This window comes from Providencia sp. PROV040, assembly GCF_032706145.1.
Taxonomy (GTDB): Bacteria; Pseudomonadota; Gammaproteobacteria; order Enterobacterales; family Enterobacteriaceae; genus Providencia; species Providencia hangzhouensis.
This window is the reverse complement of the sequence record NZ_CP120530.1, coordinates 518279-539208: the sequence shown is the minus strand read 5'-3', so window position 1 is coordinate 539208 and position 20930 is coordinate 518279. Positions and strand designations below refer to the sequence as shown.

14 protein-coding genes are annotated in these 20930 nt (G+C 36.2%); 2 read left to right on the top strand and 12 right to left on the bottom strand.

The window, feature by feature from the left end; genetic code table 11:
• Window positions 1-61: 61 nt before the first annotated feature.
• The 3 genes from arnT to P3L40_RS02315 all read right to left on the bottom strand — a co-directional run bounded on the left by arnT (window position 62) and on the right by P3L40_RS02315 (window position 4912).
• The gene (gene arnT, locus P3L40_RS02325) at window positions 62-1708 is read right to left on the bottom strand and encodes a lipid IV(A) 4-amino-4-deoxy-L-arabinosyltransferase (protein WP_210852951.1); all 1647 of its coding nucleotides are present in this window, start codon (window positions 1706-1708) and stop codon (window positions 62-64) included.
• 365 nt (window positions 1709-2073) lie between these two features.
• Window positions 2074-3348, bottom strand: coding sequence for a bifunctional O-acetylhomoserine aminocarboxypropyltransferase/cysteine synthase (locus P3L40_RS02320; RefSeq protein WP_096864568.1), 1275 nt, complete (start codon window positions 3346-3348; stop codon window positions 2074-2076).
• Window positions 3349-3682: 334 nt separating this feature from the next.
• Window positions 3683-4912 (bottom strand): OprD family outer membrane porin, encoded by a 1230-nt coding sequence (locus tag P3L40_RS02315; protein ID WP_004261143.1) that lies wholly within the window; start codon window positions 4910-4912, stop codon window positions 3683-3685.
• Window positions 4913-5230: 318 nt separating this feature from the next.
• Here P3L40_RS02315 and P3L40_RS02310 point away from each other — a divergent pair, with 318 nt between their 5' ends.
• Window positions 5231-6439, top strand: a complete 1209-nt coding sequence (locus P3L40_RS02310; protein WP_136134385.1) for an anaerobic sulfatase maturase — start codon at window positions 5231-5233, stop codon at window positions 6437-6439.
• A 50-nt stretch (window positions 6440-6489) separates the two neighbouring features.
• Here P3L40_RS02310 and deoD read toward each other — a convergent pair whose 3' ends face one another.
• From deoD to P3L40_RS02290, 4 genes are all read right to left on the bottom strand, one after another.
• A complete protein-coding gene (gene deoD / locus P3L40_RS02305; RefSeq protein ID WP_110592508.1) occupies window positions 6490-7263 on the bottom strand; it encodes a purine-nucleoside phosphorylase in 774 nt (257 codons plus the stop codon).
• Between the two features lie 211 nt (window positions 7264-7474).
• Window positions 7475-8689: an MFS transporter TsgA gene (gene tsgA / locus P3L40_RS02300; protein WP_136134384.1), complete on the bottom strand. Its 1215-nt coding sequence runs from the start codon at window positions 8687-8689 to the stop codon at window positions 7475-7477.
• A gap of 90 nt (window positions 8690-8779) precedes the next feature.
• Complete coding sequence (locus tag P3L40_RS02295) at window positions 8780-10336, bottom strand: bifunctional metallophosphatase/5'-nucleotidase (protein ID WP_004261157.1); 1557 nt, start codon at window positions 10334-10336, stop codon at window positions 8780-8782.
• Between the two features lie 155 nt (window positions 10337-10491).
• Window positions 10492-11895 carry an IS1 family transposase gene (locus P3L40_RS02290; RefSeq protein WP_210852949.1) on the bottom strand — a complete coding sequence of 468 codons (1404 nt, stop codon included), beginning with the start codon at window positions 11893-11895 and terminating at the stop codon, window positions 10492-10494.
• 257 nt (window positions 11896-12152) lie between these two features.
• Here P3L40_RS02290 and P3L40_RS02285 point away from each other — a divergent pair, with 257 nt between their 5' ends.
• Window positions 12153-13637, top strand: a complete 1485-nt coding sequence (locus P3L40_RS02285) for a sulfatase (RefSeq protein WP_210852947.1) — start codon at window positions 12153-12155, stop codon at window positions 13635-13637.
• Between the two features lie 122 nt (window positions 13638-13759).
• On the opposite strand, the gene P3L40_RS02280 is transcribed toward P3L40_RS02285, so the two are convergent.
• The 5 genes from P3L40_RS02280 to P3L40_RS02260 form a co-directional block, all read right to left on the bottom strand.
• Complete coding sequence (locus P3L40_RS02280; protein ID WP_094961452.1) at window positions 13760-15019, bottom strand: aromatic amino acid transport family protein; 1260 nt, start codon at window positions 15017-15019, stop codon at window positions 13760-13762.
• 277 nt (window positions 15020-15296) lie between these two features.
• Window positions 15297-16655, bottom strand: a complete 1359-nt coding sequence (gene dcuC, locus P3L40_RS02275; RefSeq protein WP_004261170.1) for an anaerobic C4-dicarboxylate transporter DcuC — start codon at window positions 16653-16655, stop codon at window positions 15297-15299.
• A 217-nt stretch (window positions 16656-16872) separates the two neighbouring features.
• Window positions 16873-18291, bottom strand: coding sequence for a carbohydrate porin (locus P3L40_RS02270; protein ID WP_136135448.1), 1419 nt, complete (start codon window positions 18289-18291; stop codon window positions 16873-16875).
• Window positions 18292-18552: 261 nt separating this feature from the next.
• Window positions 18553-19011: a regulatory protein RecX gene (locus P3L40_RS02265; protein WP_004261175.1), complete on the bottom strand. Its 459-nt coding sequence runs from the start codon at window positions 19009-19011 to the stop codon at window positions 18553-18555.
• 270 nt (window positions 19012-19281) lie between these two features.
• Window positions 19282-20739 (bottom strand): DUF4026 domain-containing protein, encoded by a 1458-nt coding sequence (locus P3L40_RS02260; protein WP_136135449.1) that lies wholly within the window; start codon window positions 20737-20739, stop codon window positions 19282-19284.
• Window positions 20740-20930: the final 191 nt, after the last annotated feature.

The window sequence follows — 20930 nt, the reverse complement described above, 5'->3', positions numbered from 1 at the left end:
ATAGCCGCCAAACCTAAATGGTATGGCGGCGATTATCAAATAACATCCCAACGTACTGTCTCTATTGGCCTTCATAAAAAGCTAAAACAAGATTACCTTCCCGAATAATAATTGGGTTGCCGGGTAATGCGTCCAACAATTCACGCTGAGAACTTTCTACGACCACCGCCACATCTTTATAATGATAATTTTTTAATAAATCAGGTAACTGCTTTAAGCTATAAAACCGATTAGCGGCATCTGGGTATTTTAGCCCGTAGCCTAATTCCCCTGTTTGGTGAAGCATCGTAATATCACTGCGTTTAAGTACCCATGCCAATGTGGTGCCTAGCCCGACATTATTGGTTAACAATACAGATTTATCAGCTAACTGGTGATGATACTTCGCAATCACCTCTTGTGGCGTATTATTACTGGCAATACGAGATGGGATCACATGCCCTACCGTTAAGCTAATTGCCACCGTACACACTGCGGCTAAATACCAAAACCGTTGTTTGAAAGAAAGCAACGCAACCAATAACCAAAAAATAAATGCGCCAGCGGCTAACCATAGCTTTCCACTTTCATCGGCCTGATATACATTCAGTTTAGGGTAATAAGCAGAAGCAATAATTCCACCAGCAATAACGCCACCTATCAGTGTGTTAATCAATGCATTCAAACGAATAGTGAGTGTGTTTTTCTCAGTCAGTATTTTTTCAATGTAGGCTGCCATAAGAACCGCGATCGGTGCAATACAAGGCAAAATATAGGTCAGTAATTTTCCTTTAGTAATACTGAAAAAAACAAATGGCACGATAAACCATAATAGAAAATAAATATGTAACCCTTTTTGCTGCCATGCGTGACGTAGCGCACCAAAAAGGTACCCTAGCCAAGGTAATACCGCAGCGAGCAAGATAGGGATATAAAACCAAAATGGGGATTTGTTTTGCGCGTTATTCGCCATAAAACGTTGAATATGCTCAACCCAGAAGAAATAGTTCCAGAAATCAGGCTCACGGCTGGCAATAACAAAGGCCCAAGGTAAGCACACGACAAAAGCAGTGAACAGTGAAACAAACGATAAAACAAATACTTCTTTGAATTGCTTAAAGTAAATAGCGGCAACTGAGCAAACAAGTACTGGCAGCACTAAAACGAGAAAACCTTTTGTTAATACCCCTAGCCCACAGGCTACTCCCATCATCATAAAAGCGAGTAATTTATGAGAGAAGTATTTTGTCGTTAACCCCCACTGGAAAAAGAAAATCACCATAGTGATAAATGCAGTCACAATGGGATCAAGAATATTGTAGGTACCGATGGTAAAGACCATCAGCATTGAAAGGTAAATAAAGGCCGCATTAAACGCAATACGTGAGTTTTTCCAAGCCATTTTAGCGCTGAGATAAACAAATAACCCACTGACTAATGTACTAAATACTACTCCAAGACGAACAGAAATGTTATTTTCACCAAATAACATTTGGAAAACAGCCCCTACCCAATAACCAAAAATGGGTTTCTCAAAATAACGAATATCTAAAAGTTCAGGAACACTCCAGTTATAACTTATAATCAATTCCCGACTAATTTCTGCATACCGCAGTTCATCCGGTTGCCACAGTAACCTACCATTTAAGGGTAAAAAATAGGTCACTAGGACAAAACCAAATAACAGACACCATTTAAGGTAGGCAATTCTATTGTTTGCCATAATCATCTCATCTCAACCATTCTTTTTATTGATATTTAATCATTTTATTTATTTCGTTTGAGCAAACGCGCTCTTTTATTTAGCTATTATCGTTATGGCAATTAAACCCCATTTAAACAAATCGAACGTTAGTTGGTAGAAAGGTCGCTGTATATAAACAATCAATAAATGAATACTACAATTCATATACAAAAAGAGATAAGAATCAAATAAGACTGAGTGTTTAAAGAATAGTTCAGTATTTAAAAATAAGGTGAAAATTTAATTCGTTCTTAATATTAGTCATTAATACAAAAAAGTGTACAGCAGTTTATAAACAAAAACCGGTCAGGGTATTCACCATAACCGGTTGTTATTCATACAAAGTAAAACTATTTGGCAGCAGCTAACGCCTGTTCAAGGTCTGCTAAAATATCATCAATATGTTCTATGCCAATTGATAAGCGGATCATATCCCGAGAAACTCCTGCCTGCGCTAACTCTGCATCATTAAGTTGACGATGTGTCGTTGATGCAGGGTGACAGGCTAGTGATTTAGCATCACCAATATTTACCAACCGCACAATCAGTTTCAAGGCATCAATAAAGCGCGCCCCTGCTTCTTGGCCACCTTTAATACCAAACGACATAATACTTGCTGGCTTGCCGTTCATATACTTTTGCGCTAAGCCATGTTCAGGGTTACTCGGTAGCCCTGCATATTTCACCCACTCTACTTGTGGATGATTTTCCAGGTAGTTCGCAACTTTTAGCGCATTTTCGGTATGTCTATCCATTCTTAGCGCGAGGGTTTCTAAACCTTGTAAAATCAAGAATGCGTTAAACGGTGATAATGCAGCACCCGTTCCGCGCAATGGCGCAACACGGCAACGAGCAATAAAGGCCGCTGCACCAAAATGTTCGGTATAACTGACACCATGGTATGCCACATCCGGCTCTATCAATAACGAAAAGCGATTCGGGTATTTTGTCCATGGAAACTTACCTGAATCAATAACCATTCCGCCAAGTGATGTACCGTGACCACCAATATATTTTGTCAATGAATGAACGACGATATCTGCCCCATGTTCAAATGGACGGCATAAATAAGGTGTCGCCACCGTATTATCGACAATCAAAGGAATACCATGGCGGTGTGCAACTTCAGCGAGCGCCGCAATATCAACAATAAAGCCCGCTGGGTTTGAAATTGACTCACAAAAAATAGCCCGCGTCTTATCATCAATAAGCGCATCAAATGCGGCGAGATCATCATGCTCCGCAAAACGTGTTTCAATTCCTAAACGCGGCAGAGCATGGGCAAATAAGTTATAGGTTCCACCGTATAATTTAGCTACAGAAACAATGTTGTCTCCAGCTTGCGCGATAGTTTGAATCGCATAAGTAATTGCCGCCATACCAGAAGCAACGGCCAAGCCAGCGACACCGCCTTCAAGCGCAGCAACTCGTTGCTCTAAAACATCATTAGTCGGGTTCATGATACGAGTGTAAATATTACCCGCGACTTTTAAATCGAAGAGGTCAGCACCATGCTGAGTATCGTCAAAAGCATAAGAGGTGGTTTGGTAGATTGGCACGGCAACGGACTTAGTGGTAGGGTCAGGAGAGTAACCGGCGTGAATCGATAATGTTTCTAATTTCATTAGTTATCCTTGTTATGGCACATCAGAAAAATATGGCCAAAGGACGTAATTATTACGTCGTTATATTTTTTCTATGATAACAATAGATATTACCCCAGATCGTATTACAGACAACCCGATCTACTTGAAATTATTTCATGTGATACAGAAAAGAGATAAAGAAGGGATCATGAGTCATAAATCAAACTAGAGCCCCTCTATATTTAATCTAATGAATAGTTTCTATAATAATAAAATTCAAAGTTGACACTAAAAATCTCATTAAATAATATATTATTCCTAATTAATCATGCGAAACCAATCAGTCATTACCTATAACAGAAACGGTATAACATCAAAATAATCCTAATGGATAATTAAATGTTATTCTGTTTTCATTTTCATTTCTTGTGCCATGAGTTTGTCTTAACGTAATATTTTTATAACTCACAGAAAGTTTTTTTAAAGCGCCTGTCTGGAAAGTATAGTATAGTTCTGTTTCACGGACCCACTCGCGACCATTATCCGTAAACTTATTATGAATATTAGTCCCTTTAGTATATCGATTCATTATTTTCAACCCTGGAACACCCACATGAGTGAAATCATATTCATGTCTGATTTGGTAAGAACGTTCCTTCGGCGAATCAAAACTATTACTCAACGAGTCATTGCTTAGAAAGCCACCACCAGCACCATCTAAACGCATCCATTTAGAACTGCCCTCTAAGTGTTGATAACCGAAAATTAATTTATTACCGCCATACTGAGCTGTAAGTGCAGAACTGAATGTTTTATTATCAAGTTTTCCTGCTTTTGAACTGCCTGTATCCTTACCCCACCAATAATTTAAATCTGCCCCCAACCTTACATTGTCTATATTATAGAATTGAGTCAAATTTACATAGTTTTGCTGATAGATATCTTCGAATTTACTACTCCAAAGGGAAAATGATGTATCTTTACTGTATACATACTTACCACCACCATAATAAAAATCACCACCTTTGATTTTATTATATGTTAGTGTTTCCATATCTTCTGAAACTCTCGACTTTCCTTTTTGGAGTACAGAAAATTGTAATTCTAAGCCATCAATTTCTTTACTAGAAAAATCTAGTCCACGAAAAACCTGAGGTAAAGAACGAGTATCTGTCGCAATTACCATCGGGTTTCTAGGTCTTAAGTCTCCATATCTTAATTCTGATTTAGAAAATTTTGATTTCGCAGTAGCTCCAACATAACCATAAGAATGCGGTGAATCATCAGGTAAAAGCCCTGTACCAGTCGTACCTCTACCTCCGTCAAGTTTTACCGATAATAACCCTAGCCCATCAACCCCAAATCCAATGACTCCTGGTGTATAACCTGACTTAATTTCTAATATGAAATTTTGAGTCCATTCTCTAGAATAGTTTTTAACTGCTGAATCACCAACATAATTTTTATTAATGAAATAATTGCGTAATAATAAATTACCTTTAGCTCCGTCAATAAATCCATTTGACTCATTACTAGAAAATGCATTCTGACTCAAAATTAATAATGATAAAATAGGGATAGCAAAACCAATTCTATTATTCACTAAAACCTCCAACTGTATTTTTTATTATTAAAATATTTCATATAAAGCCTAAAAATTAACTAACTCATCGCTATAATTTTATTTACAGTCTCTTAATATTAGTTGAAGAGCATCACAAAAAATAAAATCATAATTTAAATTTCATTAACCACTATCATTATATGTTGGTGTGGGTAAAACTTATTTTATTGAAACAACATAAACTGATAACACCCAAAATGTTATATACTAAATACATTGTCAATGTGACGAAGATCTCATATTTTTCTTTGGAAAAATTTGACTATGACCTTTTGTTCTTTTACTGAGATTTTGAGCATGAAACCTGCTTTTCACCTAATGGCCAAACCAACAAGCTATACTTGTAATATTGATTGTGTCTACTGTTTCTATCAAGGCAAAGATAGTGGGACATTAAGCCAAAAAACGCCTTCTCGATTCATGAGTGATGATGTATTAGAGAACTACATAAAAAAATATATAATACAAAACCCAACTCAATTAGTTGAGTTTGCATGGCAGGGTGGTGAACCTACAATGGCTGGTATCGATTTTTATCAAAAAGCACTTTCACTACAAAAAAAATATGCTAACGGGAAAAAGATAACCAATACACTACAAACTAATGGCATTTTGATTGATGACAATTGGGGAGAATTTCTTTCAAAAAATAATTTTTTAGTGGGTATATCCCTTGATGGTACTAAACACATCCACGACAAATACAGAAAAACTCATGCAGGGAAATCAACTCATGATAAAGTTGTTAATGCAGTGAGAATTTTACAAAAATATAATGTAGAATTTAATGTATTGATCGTAGTAAATGAATATACCGCCAAATACCCGCTTGAAGTCTATAAATATTTAACACAAGAAGTGAAAGCGAATTATCTGCAGTTTATCCCATCTGTAGATCGTCGACCTCAGGGGGTATTTCAAGGTGAACTAATTAGTCCCAATCTTGAAACTCTTGCTTATGTCACTCCATGGTCTGTAACAGGCCCTCTTTACGCTTCATTTATTAATAGTATTTTTGACTATTGGTTCAAAAATGATATTGGCAGTGTTTTTGTACAGATTTTTGAGAACACCTTAGCAGCAGTTATGGGACAGAGTCCTGGTATGTGCGTAATGCGTGCAACATGTGGATTAAGTTTAGTTATCGAGCAAAATGGTGATATCTATAGTTGCGATCACTTTGTATATCCAGAATATAAACTTGGTAATATATTGACTGATAACCTCACTGACTTAGTTTATAGTAAAAAACAAAAAAATTTTGGAATGAGTAAAAGTGACTTTTCTAAAGTATGTTTAGAATGTGACTACCGATTCGTTTGTCAAGGCGGATGCCCAAAACTAAGAATTAATTCCATAAATGGAAAAGCGCATAATTATTTATGTGAAGGATATAAAAGTATTTTCAAGCATTCTATTCCCCCAATGAAGACCTTAGCTGCGCTATTACAACAAGGTCACTCTATTCAAGAAATCAGACAAATAACACCTTTAATGATCCTATAATAACGAATATGCTTAGAGCAATTTCTGCCCTAAGCATGTTTGAGTTATCATTATTCAATTTGAAATAAAACTCTATTTAACGAAAAACCTTTACGGGATGAGGGTGTTTTCTCGTCACAAATCAGTACTGACTCCATAGCAATTTTGATCATATCATCAAACGTAGTTTGACGTTCTTCAGCTGATAATTTTTCATTAGTTCGTATATGGTCAGAAACCGTACAAATGGTCAATGCTCTAGCTCCATATTCCGCAGCAACAGCATAAATTCCCGCGGCCTCCATTTCGACACCTAAAATACCGTATTTTTCCATAATATCGAACATATCCGGTTCAGGTGTATAAAATAAATCTGCAGAAAATAAATTGCCAACCTGAGTAGAAATTCCATGCTCACTTGCAGCTTGCACAGCACTACAAACCATATTGAAGTCAGCAATTGCAGCATAATCATGCCCTTTGAAACGCATTCTATTAACTTTAGAATCAGTACAAGCACCCAGACCAATAACTACATCACGTAACTTAACATCTTGCCGCACTGCACCACATGAACCTACACGTATAATTTTCTTAACACCGAAATCGGTGATCAGTTCTTTTGCATAAATAGAGCATGATGGAATACCCATTCCATGCCCCATTACAGAGACTTTCCGCCCGCGATAATTTCCTGTATAAGCAAGCATTCCTCTTACATTATTAACTTCTTTAGCTTCTTCAAGAAATTTAGTTGCTATATATTTAGCTCGCAATGGATCTCCTGGCATGATAACTACATCAGAAAAATCACCGAGTTCCGCATTGATATGAGGCGTTGCCATTATAATCTCCGAATAAAAACTTTTATTAATTTCATTTGAAATACCCCTGCTTATTTCAAAATAAATATAGAAAGGCTATTGAAAATAAACATTATAGATAAATCAGAGGTATTTATTAATTACGCGGTAGATAGAAAATCATTATAAAATAACTCTATCTATCCCTGTTTTATTATAAACAATGAACCATATCTTAAATAAATTATCATTATTAGTGTGACTGACTTAAATTTAATACTCTATGTTTAGTAAAGAAACCAAGTAAGAAACAACAAGCAAAAACAGTAAAATATAAAATATTAGCTGTAATTAATGCGGCCTGAACACCAAAGTGCTCAACCACTGGACCAGTTACGACAAAAGTTAACATTGTACCAACTGTTCCACAGGTTAAAATAAAATTAACTAATTTAGGCGATGACACACTCGTTTGTTGTGAACCTAAAGTAATAATAGTTGGATAAATTGCACTAGAAACAAAACCTAATCCAAAAATGATATATTGTAATAGATTGACTTGTTCACTGTGAATAAATATATACATTGCGATAGTCGCTAAAGCCGCAAGAAATACAAGGACTCTTTGTAAATCAAAAAACTTGATAACAAAACTAAACACCCACATACCGATCATATAAGATGTCCAAAAATAACTCACTAGTACGCCAGCTTCACTGATATCCATTCCTAGGTCTTTAGTTGTATACTCAGGTATCCATTGAATAAAAGCCAACTGTCCCAATATATAGCAAACAGCAGCAGCGGAAAGTAATACAACATTCAGTCCCCATTTTTCAGAGGTTACCTTTACTGATACATTACTTCCATTTTTAGACGATTCTTCTGCATTAACTTTTTTACCAATGGCAGGAAAATCAGAGAGCAATGTTAGTGACATTATTCCTAGATAAATTAATGCGATACACCCATATACCCAGTACCAACCTAAATGGCGAGTCAATATCGCAGCAGCAATAACAGGGAATATCGTTCCTGCCATACTAAAAAACGAATCGGTGAATAATAAACGTGCACCACGCTGTCTACCTTCATATAACTGAGTGATCAAAAATGTCCCAATAGACATCGTGATTCCACTGACGGTACCTAAAATAAACATACAAATAGAAAATATAATTAAGGATTTTCCAAAGAAAAGCCCCGTTATAGATAACAATATTAAAATAGAGCCAAATATTAGTTGTTTTTTAATTGCAAATACTTCCATTAACCAAACATTAAGAAATATAGCAACTAATATACCTGTATTTAGAAATGTAAATGTATTACTCATACTAGTGATTGGCACTCCAAAGTACTGTGCAATATCACCCATTACCATTCCTGTTACTATAATTAATGCACCAGTGAATGAATAAGACAGACAGCTTATAGCAAATAGCCTCTGGATATTTGATTTATTCATATTTCCCTCAGAAGGAACTTATATTTTAAATATATTAAAGTGTTAGAGTTAATAATAATGCCGAAATTAATCGACATTATTTTATATATATTACTTACTTGCTATATCACTAATACGTAAATCTAATTTTGGATTTTGATTTGGTTGCTTTTTAATAAATTCAATAACCGCATCAGCAGCACTGATACCTGGGATTGTTTTAGTATTTTTACCATTATTAAATGCTTCAAAACCATCGCCACCTGTTGCTAAGAAAGAATTAACAACAATTGGATAATATTCGTTATCATTAATATCTTTACCATTTAATTTTAATGAAACGACTCGACTGTCTGGATTTTTCTTACTGTCATATTTCATTTCTAAGCCTGAAGAGACTTGTAATACGCCATTTGTCAAGTTTGCAGCATGGTTCATTAATGAACGAAGATCTTTTCCACTGATTTCCATGTAAGTAAGTTCATCAGGGAATGGGAACATACTGATTACATCACCAAGAGTAATATTACCTTTCTCTATTTCGCTTCGAATACCACCACTATTAACAAAAGCAATTTTCGCGCGTGAATCTGTTTGCAAGAAAGCATCTGTAATTAAGTTACCCAATAAAGATGATTCACCATAAGCACGTGTTAATTCGACGTTCGCATTTCCAATTTTTTCTAGCGTGATTGTTTCTAGCTTTTTAGTCCAATCATCAATTTTCTTTTGAGTAGCAGGGTCTGGCGTATGTTCATCTGCGAACATATTAATTAGTTGCCCTTTATATCCTTTGATCTTATTTGTATTATCATCAACGTCTAACACTAACTTACCTAAGTTAATGCCATAAGAATCTGTTGAAACAATTAAGGTATCATTTACTTTAATGGGCTCTGGTGTCCCTACATGAGCATGGCCTGTAATTAAAACATCGATACCATCGACTTGTTTAGCTAGGTCAATATCTTTTTGTAGCATTCTAGATACATCAGTCGCACCGAAACTTGATTGACGAGCAGGGACGCCTTCATGTACCAGTAATACTGTAATATCAACTTTATCTTTCAGCTCATTAATATATTTTTGTAAATACTCGACTTCGTCTCTAGCCTCTACACCTTCTCTTTTATCTTTATTCACTGTGTCGTAGAAAGCAAATTTTCCGTGTAAGCCAATAACACCTAGTTTAACACCATCTTTTTCTATAATAGTCCACGGTTTATCCCAGACAGGTTTCTCTGAATTCTCATAAAAAACATTTCCTAATAAAACAGGAAATTTAGCCTTATTTAATTGAGTTAACATATTAGGAACACCATGATCAAATTCATGGTTACCAATTGAAACTGCGTCGAATGACATTTCATTCATAATATCAACTACAGCTTCACCATTTGTTAACGTACTAATATATGGCCCTGTAAAATAGTCACCTGCATCAAAGAAAAAAACACCTTGTTCTTTATTTTTAGCATCTTTAACTACACTAGCTATATTAGCAAACCCGCCTACTTGTCTATCTTTACTAATATAAGGAACTTTAAATGGTGAAACATGAGCATGTAAATCATTAGTATGATAGATAGTAATATCTTTTGCATATGAAAGAGTACTACCTAATAGCGAACCTATAATTATGGGTAAAACTAATAACTTTTTATTCATAACAATTGCTCCAGAATAAATATATTGCCATCATTTTTGATGACTGTAGTTAATAATAATCGTACTGGAACATATGTGATTTTAGTCACGTTTAACCACTGATTTCATCATCAACAGAAAAATACTATCAATTTATGTTGGTATATCTCTATATTTTACTCTTCGCTGTCAGAATACAAGTCTACATTCAATATCATACTTAAGTCATACTGTTGTTTTGCCACTCCTATACGCTGAGCAGCTGTTAGTGTTTCATTTGGAGGAATACAGCAGTAATTATAATATTTACTAAATAAAGAAAGAATTTTAACTAAAATTTTTGGTGATAATGAATTTATTCTTTTACTTGGGAAGAAATACAAGAACGTTTTTATAAATTCTTCAGAATATTTTAATGATGGGTTTAACTTTAGATACTCATACGGTTGATTGTTTTTAGAACTAGTCAAGTTACAAATATATTTATACCCTTCCCCATTAATATCTTTATATTCATGCCAAACATTCTTCCACCATCCAACTTTATAGCTTCCAGTATGTTTATATTGAATGCCATCTCTATTTTCATTAGAAATAACATAGAAAACATCACATTTCTCATTTCTAATTGCATTCCCATAAGCTGTTAATACTGCTCCTCGAATATAAACCTCATGATGAATAAAGTGATGTTTTACATTCGGTGCTAACAATATCTCTAATGTTTTAAAATGACTATGGCCAGCAACAACAGGCTCTATAATGTGTTTTGACACATTATCACTCGTATAGTGGATATGATCAAAGCTATGACGCTTATGAAATGATTCATATTTCTTATATATTTTTTCTATTGTATTTTCTTCTAATAAATTAATAGATTCCGCTGGGATATTTTGTGATTTATAAATACTTTCTAATGATAACTCTTGATCATTCCAATTTGTCGTAATAGGTAATACATAACCTGTTTTAGAGCAGCAACTAACTATACAGTGTAAATCATTAGATAGTCCCGTTTTATTTTCAACCCTACAATTTAAATTAAATAAATTTGTCTCTATTGATGAAATTTTATTTTTTATTTTATATTTTTCAACTTTCCTACATAATATATCTAATATTTCATTTATATTTTCTAATCTTCGATAAAAAGATGCCGGTGTAATTTTTAACTCTTTAAAAATAGTACTAACCTTGGTGTTTTTTAATAAACTTTCTATGAGTTTGTTATCAACATCATCAAATTTGTTTAGATTTTTTAATGAATAAACATTATTACAATTCTTACATTGATACCTAACAGTACCAATTGCTGTTGTTCCATATTTTATACTTTCAGTTGAATAGCAGCTTGGACAAGCTTTTTCTATATTTTTCATATAGAAAGACCAATATGGATAAAATATTTTTTTTAAGTCATCGTTATTAATTAGATAACTATTACCACCACATTTAGGACAATATATGGCTCTATAACCAAGTTTGAATGATGGTTTAACGTAATCAGCGCAATCAACTAGTGCAAAATTCTTACAATCCTCTGATTTACATGCATTTACATCAATCTTTGGTAACATTTTACCCCCACCAACATATTTTGATAGTTTATATTATTATTGATAGATCATGAACAATAAATGTGAACTATATTACATATTATAATTACAAATTAATTATTTTTACTATACATAATTAACTTGTAATTATATTCATGAATCTATACCAATCTATATCAAATAGAAAGATTATATTTTCTTTATTTATAAGTATATAAATCAAATCAGCAGTATTAATTTACCTTAAGGGATAATGTAAAGTATATGAGGATTGTAAAATGGTAGATGTCACTCGTAGAACACTTTGTGAAGGGTTGATGGCTTTATCTGTACTTGCAATAACAAACACTAATGTTTTTGCAGCTACAGCTAGACCTCGACCAAATATTCTTTTTCTCATCGCAGATGATTGGAGTTGGCAGAATTCCGAAGCCGTTGATAAGCTTGGTTTAAACCTTCCAACTTTTGAACGAATTAAACGCTCAGGAGTTAATTTTCCTAATGCATTCACCGCTGCCCCCACATGCACAGCCTCACGGGGATCTATTTTAACGGGTAAACCTATTTACCAACTAGAACAAGGAGCTAATCTCGCAGGTACATTATCCTCAAAATTATTAACATATACCGATATCTTAAAGGACAATGGTTATTATGTAGGTTTCTCTGGTAAAGGCTGGGCACCTGGTAAAACTGAGCCAGGAGGAAGAAGTCAAAACCCAGCCGGCGCTCGATATAAAAACTTTGATACGTTTATGGCTGAGCGACCAAAAGATACACCATTCTGTTTTTGGTACGGTAGCCCTGAACCTCATCGCCCTTTTACAACGGGAGAAGGAGTTAAAAAAGGAATAAAAGTTAAAGATGATGGTGTTCCTAACTATTTACCAGATAACCAGATAGTACGTGATGACATCGCGGATTATATCGATGCTGCTCAGATATTTGATAAGAATTGTGGTGATATTCTTAATAAACTTGAAAAAGAAGGTCTTTTAGATAATACCGTTGTTGTTATTACTGGTGATAATGGTTGGGCATTCCCAAGGGCGAAAGCAACCCTATATGATGCAGGAACACACGTTCCACTTGCCATTATGTGGAATAATGTCATCAAACCATCACGTACAAATGACTCACTTGTATCCTTAACCGATCTAGCTCCTACCTTTTTAGAAGCAGCAGGAGTTAATCCGCCATCATCAATGGTTGGGAAAAGCCTGCTTCCAACCTTGCAATATGACCAGCCACATCGTGAATCGGTTATTACTGCTATGGAAAGGCACATGGATGGTGGAGAGGTTCCACTAGAAACTTATCCTATTCGTGCATTACGTACTCATCAATATTTATATATCAAAAACTTTGAACCTAACCGCTGGCCAGCAGGAAAACCAGGCAAGGACGACGTTACATTTAAGGAATATGCCAATAAAGTTTATAGCGGCTATGCTAATATTGATGCCAGCCCAACAAAAGCATTCATCATTACCGAAAAAGATAAGAAAGAAATAGAACCTTTTTATACCTTGGCGACAGGTAAACGACCTAATGTTGAGTTATATGATATTCTAAAGGACCCAGATCAGCTCAATAATTTAGCTCAGAATAAAGAATATGCAGGCGTTCTTGAACAGCTAGATACTCAATTGATGACAACTTTAAAAGAGCATGGCGATCCAAGAGCAACAGGAAATGGCAATATTTTCGATACCTACCCAACTTATAGCGACCCTGGGTTTGGTCGTCCTGATAACTACTAAATTGATGGCTTTAACATGTTAGTAGTATTCTTTAATAAGATTAATTAAATATACAGTAATTAAACAACAAGGGGCTCTCACTCAACAAATAGAGTGAGAGCCCTTAACGAATCACTTAGTCATTATAAAAATGCACCATAAATAACCGAAGTAATAGACGCTAATCCACAGATAAAAGTAAAGATTTGTGCCAGTTTTGAAGTGCTAAATTTCTTCATTGCAGGAACAATATTCATCGAAACAACAGGTAGAATGAATAGGATAGCGGCAATCATTGGTGCCCCCATCGTTTCAATCATGCCTAAAATACTTGGGTTACGAATAGTCACAATCCAGGTTGTTATCACAATAAATAACATGGATGCCATTTGAATTTTCTTCACAGAGAAAGAAGAGCGAGATTTAATTAACCCAACCAAACCTTCGTGAGCGCCTAAGAAGTGACCAAAGTAACTTGATACAATCGCAGCGAAAGCAACAATAGGCCCTAAATAAGATAGGATTGGCGATGGGTTGATATTCGCAATATGTGATAACACACTGATATTTTGTTCTTTCGCAACGGCAAGCTCTGCTGGGCTTAGTGATAACACCACAGAGAAAACGAAAAACATCACGAAACCAGTCAGCATCAATGCTGCACCACCAGTAATCATATCCGTTTTTACCACTGCATTATCACCAAACTGCTGACGTTGGTCTTTAGTAAATTGGCTGATGATTGGGCTATGGTTAAATGAGAATACGATAAGTGGGATCGCCATCCAAACAATCACAGGCATTGCACTCCAATCAGGAGCCACCTCTAGCATGGACATATTCCACTCAGGGATTAGATACAATGATAAAGCTAACAAAATGAATACCAAAGGATAAACCATTAGGGAGGTGAGCTTTAACATAAGGTCGCGACCAAATACCACACCAGCAGTCATTGCAGCAATCAATACTCCAGACAATAACCATCGTGGTAGTGGGTCTATTCCTAATTGATTTACTAAGAACGAATCAACAGTATTCGTGATACCGACACCGTAAATCAATACGATAGGGTAAATAGCAAAGAAATAGGCAAATGTAATAATATTTGCGCCTACTTTACCAAAATGCTCTTCTACCGTATCGGTAATATCGGCATTTGGATTTTTTGAGGATAAGACAAAGCGAGCTAACCCTTTATGAGCCAACCAAATCATTGGTGTTGCAATTATTGCTAATACTACTAATGGCCAAAAACCCCCAGCACCAGCTTTAATTGGTAGGAATAAAACGCCTGCCCCCACGGCGGTACCAAATAAAGAAAGTACCCAAGTAAAATCCTTATAAGTCCACTTACTGACAGGTTTATCTTCTGTAACTACTGCTTTTTCAATTGTGCTCATCTTGTGTTCTTCATCATTAACGTTATTAAAATAAGATGTGCAGATTTTGCATTAAATGGGCAACAGTACCTAATTTAATTACTCTATTTCTTTCAACTTTTTGGGGTAGATCTCGTTAATAACGTAAAAGAACAAACACCACGTAATTATTCTGTAAAAAAATAATTTCGCAATCAATTAAAAGAGTAAATTTTAGATATAAAGTATTTAATTTTTAATTCGAGGAATGGCTGAGTTATTCGCTCAGCCATTTTTTTTTACCTGAGAAACTGAAATGTTATAGATATATAGGCACTAATATTTCTGTCGCAATTACAACCACAACCAATCCAACTAATACTGGGATTGACGTTCTTTTCACGACTTCGAACGGAGAGATTTTTGCCATACCAGATACGGCCACGACAACCCCTGATACCGGCGATAAAGTCCGCCCTAAGTTAGAGGCTTGTAGCATTGGTATCACTAAGTAAGCAGGATTGACCCCCATTTGTTTTGCTAAATGAGGAATTAGTTCAACAAATGCATAGAACGGTGCATTCCCTGAACCTGTGGTCATCGCAGCTAACATCGTAATCACCACCAGTGCAATCATCATCACAATTGCGCCAGAACCGAATGACTGTGCAAGGTCAATGAGCCCTTTAATAAAGCCAATGGTACTTAAACCTTGAGCAAATACCCCAGCCGCCACTAATAACATAACGACCGTTGCAAATGCTTCTGCCATACCTTTGTAGCAAACTTCTAAGCCACTATAGACATGTTTAGCGCTGAAGCTACGGATGAATTCAATGATTGCAGCCAAAATAATACAGCCAACAATAATGGTAACAATATGCAATTCAGGCGCCCATTTACCATCAAACACTAAAACACCGATAATTGGCGTAAAAGGTAAAATAGCGTAGAAAGCAGGAGCATGGGTTTTAATTTCATTCACATCTAACATTTCAGTCGTGACATTTTCTTTTCTGTCGAGGTAACGCTGCCAAAAGAAGTGAGCGATTGACATTGCCACAATTGCCGCGATAGAAATCGGTAAGGTCGTTTTAAATGCAAAGTCGATTAATGGCATTTCAGCCGCTTTTGCCGCTAAGATAACATCACCAGATGTCGGCGCTAAAATAATTGCCGCTGGCGATGCACAGATTGCTGCTGCTGCACCACGGCTGATCCCGACATTCACCATTACAGGGAATAATGTCGCCATCAGTAATACACCGAGGCCTGTCGCAGAAGATACCGCCAGTGACATCAAACATGCCACAATATAAGCAGCAACCATCAACAAATAAGGTGAGTTGATCATTTTTAATGGCTTAGAAGCGATTTTCACCACAACATCATTCGCCCCAATGTGAGTCATATAAGATGCAAACCCACATAACACCATGATCATCATACCAAGGTCGCCACCTCGGCTCATTAATAGGAATTTTATGTATTCCAGAATATCTGTTACACGCCACCCCGTCGTCGGAACAGAACCTGGTAAAATACTTTTGCCCATAATAGCGGTAATGATTAGAAGTAAAATCCCTCCTGTCATTAACACACCCGTTGCGGAATACCCTTTTATGATATAACGCCCAACTCCAATGGCGACAATAACGCCGATTAAGAGCTCAATCATTTATTTCTCCTGCCTGTCTTATTTTGTAATTATAAAAAAAATTACTCTGCCTAATCATTAAGCAAAATTCACTGACAATGATCATGTCAGCAGATGATTTTTAATATAGAAATGCGTTAAAACACAAGAGAAATAAATAAAAAATCTTTTTGATAGTTATTTTGCAGTCGATCTTCCTATTTATTAACAACACATAGGAAGAACGGCTTAACTTAGACTAGAAAAAATATTTGAAGCGAGCACGAACACCATAGCGTTCATCATCATGATGACTAATCAAATTAGGGTCATCTGCATTAATTTTAGAATAATAAGCACCAAGATAAATTTTGTAATTATCTATAGCTAAAATTTGAGGTAACTCATAAGAAGCATACAAAGTATGAATATCATATTTACCTGGGATGTTATTCAATACTGAATTAGGGTCTGTCGAAATATTTACTGCATTAAAATCTTTAATATTATTATGCGCATAGATATAACCTAGTTGAGCGCGACGCCACAAGGCATAGCCACCTAACGATAAATCTGTTTCTGCTATTGCATCTAGGTATGCAGTACTGAATGTTAGCTGCACGCCATTATCTGAGTCTTTTTCTACGCTATTCCATCCTAAAGTCATACCATATCCATTACGTTTGGACATATCCTTCCAATGACCATCAACGTTATCCCCATAGGCATTGTTGATAACTTGGGATTCCATCGCAATAGCCACTTTAAAATCATTCGGCTGCCAAGCCACCACAGGCCTTAAATAAATAACATTTTTCTTATTATCTAGCTGATAACCATGGTAATTAGAATCATCGAATAAAGCGGTACCATCTTCAACCAATGCGTTAATTTCAAAATACCAATCATCTAATGAATGGGAAAGTTGAACACTACCACCATCACCTGAACGCCCCCGCCCTTCTTTCATCATATAAATATAACCGAACCCATCACTGTATAAATCATTCGCCGTATTGCCTGAATACTGTACAAACGTATCTTGCCCTAATGGGAACATATCATAAGCTTCGTAACGGCCGAGCTTTACTTGCCAGCGATCCTTTTGCCCGAAATAAAAAGCGGCATCATCAAGGTTCATTTTTCCTGTCATATCCGCAAGCGGCTGCACAGAAAACCCTGCATAATTTCCATTATCTTTCAAATGATTACCATCTACCCCAATCAAGATCCGTCCATTAATATCCCAATTATCACTCTTATTTGGTTGGTTGTTTTTCCCAAGAGCCGTTCTGACAGATGTAATTTGTCCCTGACGACTCGCCCCATCCATATTGAACTCAACATCGCCATAAAGCTTAAGTTCACCGTAATCATTGTGGTATTGGATCCCAGATATTGGTTTTTCTTCACTCTCCCTTGGTACATTTGTATTGGAAATAGGCTCCTTAACAACGGTTGATATGGGTTGTTTGGTAGTTTCATGCATATTCATCACTCGTTCGAGCTTCTCTGCTTTCTGTTCAGCAGCTTCGGCACGTCGTTCTGCCAACTCAGCTCTTTTCTCTAACGCCTCCAGCCTTGCCTCAATACGACTTAAATCCGTTTGAGCATCCCCCACCAAAGGGAATAGGATGACAAAAGCCGCTGCAATCGCAGATAACGGTAACATCTTCATATTAATACCTATTTGAATTAAACCAATAAACATCATTGCTAGCGCTTTCTTCTCTTTTTTGATTTATCGTGAAGTGAGCAGCCCAGAACATGAACACAGTATATAATTAAATATATGTTAACGTTAACATGAAATTGATAAAAGAAAGATCGAACTCACAATTCACTGATTAATCTAAAATAAACAACGTCAAAAACTATGTTCAGATTTTATTTCAACCAGTTGAAAAGTAAGTGATTTTATAAATTAATAATATGGAAACTAACCATTGAATAACTCATAAATCATATCGCCAAAAAAGCCACGATACTGTAAGTATCTAATTTGTTTACTTTTTTCCTTGAAATCATGAGGAAGGTCATCACCGAATTTTTTACTACGAACCAATGCGGCCTTTTCAAACCAATCTACATCTAGAGTAGCAAAATGCTTTTCCACAACCGTTTCAGTGAAACCTTTCTGCCGCATTTCTTGTTTTATCCGCAATGGTCCATACCCTTTACGGAGATAACCTTGCATTAATAACCCCGCGACACGGTCGTCATCAAGAAAATGTTGCTCACTTAGCCTTTCAAGCACCAATTCAATTAAAGGCTCATCAATAATACCTTCATTTTTTTCATACATACGCCGTTTCATACGAGCAAATAGCTCTGCTTTCCCATAATCACGACGGGAAAGCATAAACAAGGCATATTGGTAAAGCTCGGATTCATTCATGGCGTTAAATTTTCATCATTAAATTGGGCGCATTGCGCGCCCAGTCTAACATAAACCTTTGTACTCTAGCTTGAATAAGTATGTGATTCGGCTGGCGGAGCTCAGTCAACACCCATGCGGTTTGAATCGTGACGCGTATATACTCTAAATAATTCAAGTTGCATGTAGGCGACAAACGAAGACAGACCGATGAGCATACATAAGTATGTGATTCGACTGGCTGAGCGCAGTCAACACCCATGCAGCTTGAGGTATGACGAGTATGACAAGTTAGTGAACTTGAGCGCCACTTAACAATTTATATATCGTATCAGGGGTATAACTGCCGTCTTGGAAATAAATTGTCCAATCCGTAATATCGTCGCGCGTTAATGGATAAACTTCCCCTTCTTGCATATTTTTCACATAAAAAGGATGGTTAATTAAACGCCCTTCAAACTTGTCTCCATTCCAAGAAACAGGTTCAAACCACATATGTTCATGACCATCGAAATCTTCTTCTGCATCATGGTAACCAATACCGCATTTCACTAAAAAGCGCCATTCCGAATCTTCCGCTTCCTCGTTTTTACCGAGGAATTTGGCAAAAAATCCTTTCTTCTGAGCGACCGGTTTTGGCCCGTAGTTATCTAGCATATGGGTAAAATATTCCCAACGTAATTTGGCTTTACGGGACATATCAGCGGTTTCTTCATCGGTACGCATAAACATCATCGCGTTTTGATCTTCAAAGCCTTCAAAGAAACTTTCTAATACCGGGTTTTCTTGTGTCACACGGAACAACATCGCGGATGGGTGCTGATGAGATTCGTCTCGATCATGCCAATCCCCCATGAAACGCTCTGATGACGCATCACCAAACTCGAAATTCATCTCTTCAAGTGGTTTTAAGTCATCAATTGGCGTTGATTTACCCACATGCAACAGCCCTTCTTCAAACGGTACTGCAACTAAATACTCATAGCCTGCTTGGGTTTGACCAATAAAAATAGGTTCATTAAACACGATTTTTCCGTGAGTAATACTGTTATTCACGAAGCTCCAAAATAGTTCGGGAATACCATAATAAGAAGCAATCGGGTGCGGTATAATAATTTCTGCTTCCGATAAACCACAACGTGCTAAACCGTGAGTATGGAACCAATACATGGTCGGAGCACGCTCTTCTTCCGGCTTGTCTTCATTGTCTTCTTGATCATAAATAGCATGAACAACATACAAAGAATCAATGCTTGGCATCAAATCATCAATTAGTTGGAAATTAAGCCACTCACGAGTAAACACTTTCCCTGCGGCAGAAATATCCAAGCCTAGTAATAAATCTGGCACTAATATTTGAATAATTTTCAGCTGCTGAAGGTAATTAACTAATGGCTGCCCTTGAAATAAACATTCAACAATCACTGCTTGAGGAGCAGCACTGGCCTCTGCATACAGCTCAGGGCTGATTGGATCAGTGGCAAAATAAGGATTGATGGTATATTCAGGGTCGCTATCCACTAAAGAGATATAAAAACGTAATTCTTCTTCATCTTTTTTACAGCTAAAGAAAAAACCGCCATCCTCAGGAATGTAGTCTATTTCACCATCGGTGAAATAAGTTTGCTCTTCTAAACGCTGCTCTAATAATAAAGACGTCAGCTCAGAACCAGGGATAGCAACCATCATTGATGCTTCTTTTTCACCCTCACCTGCTGCGGTATCAAGGTAGTGTTGTTTATTATTCATTTTCAGACCTATTAATAAGTGACTCTGGCGAGGATATCAGCTTATATTCATTAAGAATATTGTGATTATTCTTAACAAACAGAGATTGTGATTTGATCCTTCGTATTGCAAGTAAGTTAATAAATAATCATTATTCGACAATCAGTTATTCTACTTTTCATACTGTATTGACTGAGGCACAATAATGCACT

Coding starts and splice junctions, on each gene's coding strand:
- arnT (WP_210852951.1), bottom strand. CDS start 1,708: ATGATTATGGCAAACAATAGAATTGCCTACCTTAAATGGTGTCTGTTA.
- P3L40_RS02320 (WP_096864568.1), bottom strand. CDS start 3,348: ATGAAATTAGAAACATTATCGATTCACGCCGGTTACTCTCCTGACCCT.
- P3L40_RS02310 (WP_136134385.1), top strand. CDS start 5,231: ATGAAACCTGCTTTTCACCTAATGGCCAAACCAACAAGCTATACTTGT.
- deoD (WP_110592508.1), bottom strand. CDS start 7,263: ATGGCAACGCCTCATATCAATGCGGAACTCGGTGATTTTTCTGATGTA.
- tsgA (WP_136134384.1), bottom strand. CDS start 8,689: ATGAATAAATCAAATATCCAGAGGCTATTTGCTATAAGCTGTCTGTCT.
- P3L40_RS02295 (WP_004261157.1), bottom strand. CDS start 10,336: ATGAATAAAAAGTTATTAGTTTTACCCATAATTATAGGTTCGCTATTA.
- P3L40_RS02290 (WP_210852949.1), bottom strand. CDS start 11,895: ATGTTACCAAAGATTGATGTAAATGCATGTAAATCAGAGGATTGTAAG.
- P3L40_RS02285 (WP_210852947.1), top strand. CDS start 12,153: ATGGTAGATGTCACTCGTAGAACACTTTGTGAAGGGTTGATGGCTTTA.
- P3L40_RS02280 (WP_094961452.1), bottom strand. CDS start 15,019: ATGAGCACAATTGAAAAAGCAGTAGTTACAGAAGATAAACCTGTCAGT.
- dcuC (WP_004261170.1), bottom strand. CDS start 16,655: ATGATTGAGCTCTTAATCGGCGTTATTGTCGCCATTGGAGTTGGGCGT.
- P3L40_RS02270 (WP_136135448.1), bottom strand. CDS start 18,291: ATGAAGATGTTACCGTTATCTGCGATTGCAGCGGCTTTTGTCATCCTA.
- P3L40_RS02265 (WP_004261175.1), bottom strand. CDS start 19,011: ATGAATGAATCCGAGCTTTACCAATATGCCTTGTTTATGCTTTCCCGT.
- P3L40_RS02260 (WP_136135449.1), bottom strand. CDS start 20,739: ATGAATAATAAACAACACTACCTTGATACCGCAGCAGGTGAGGGTGAA.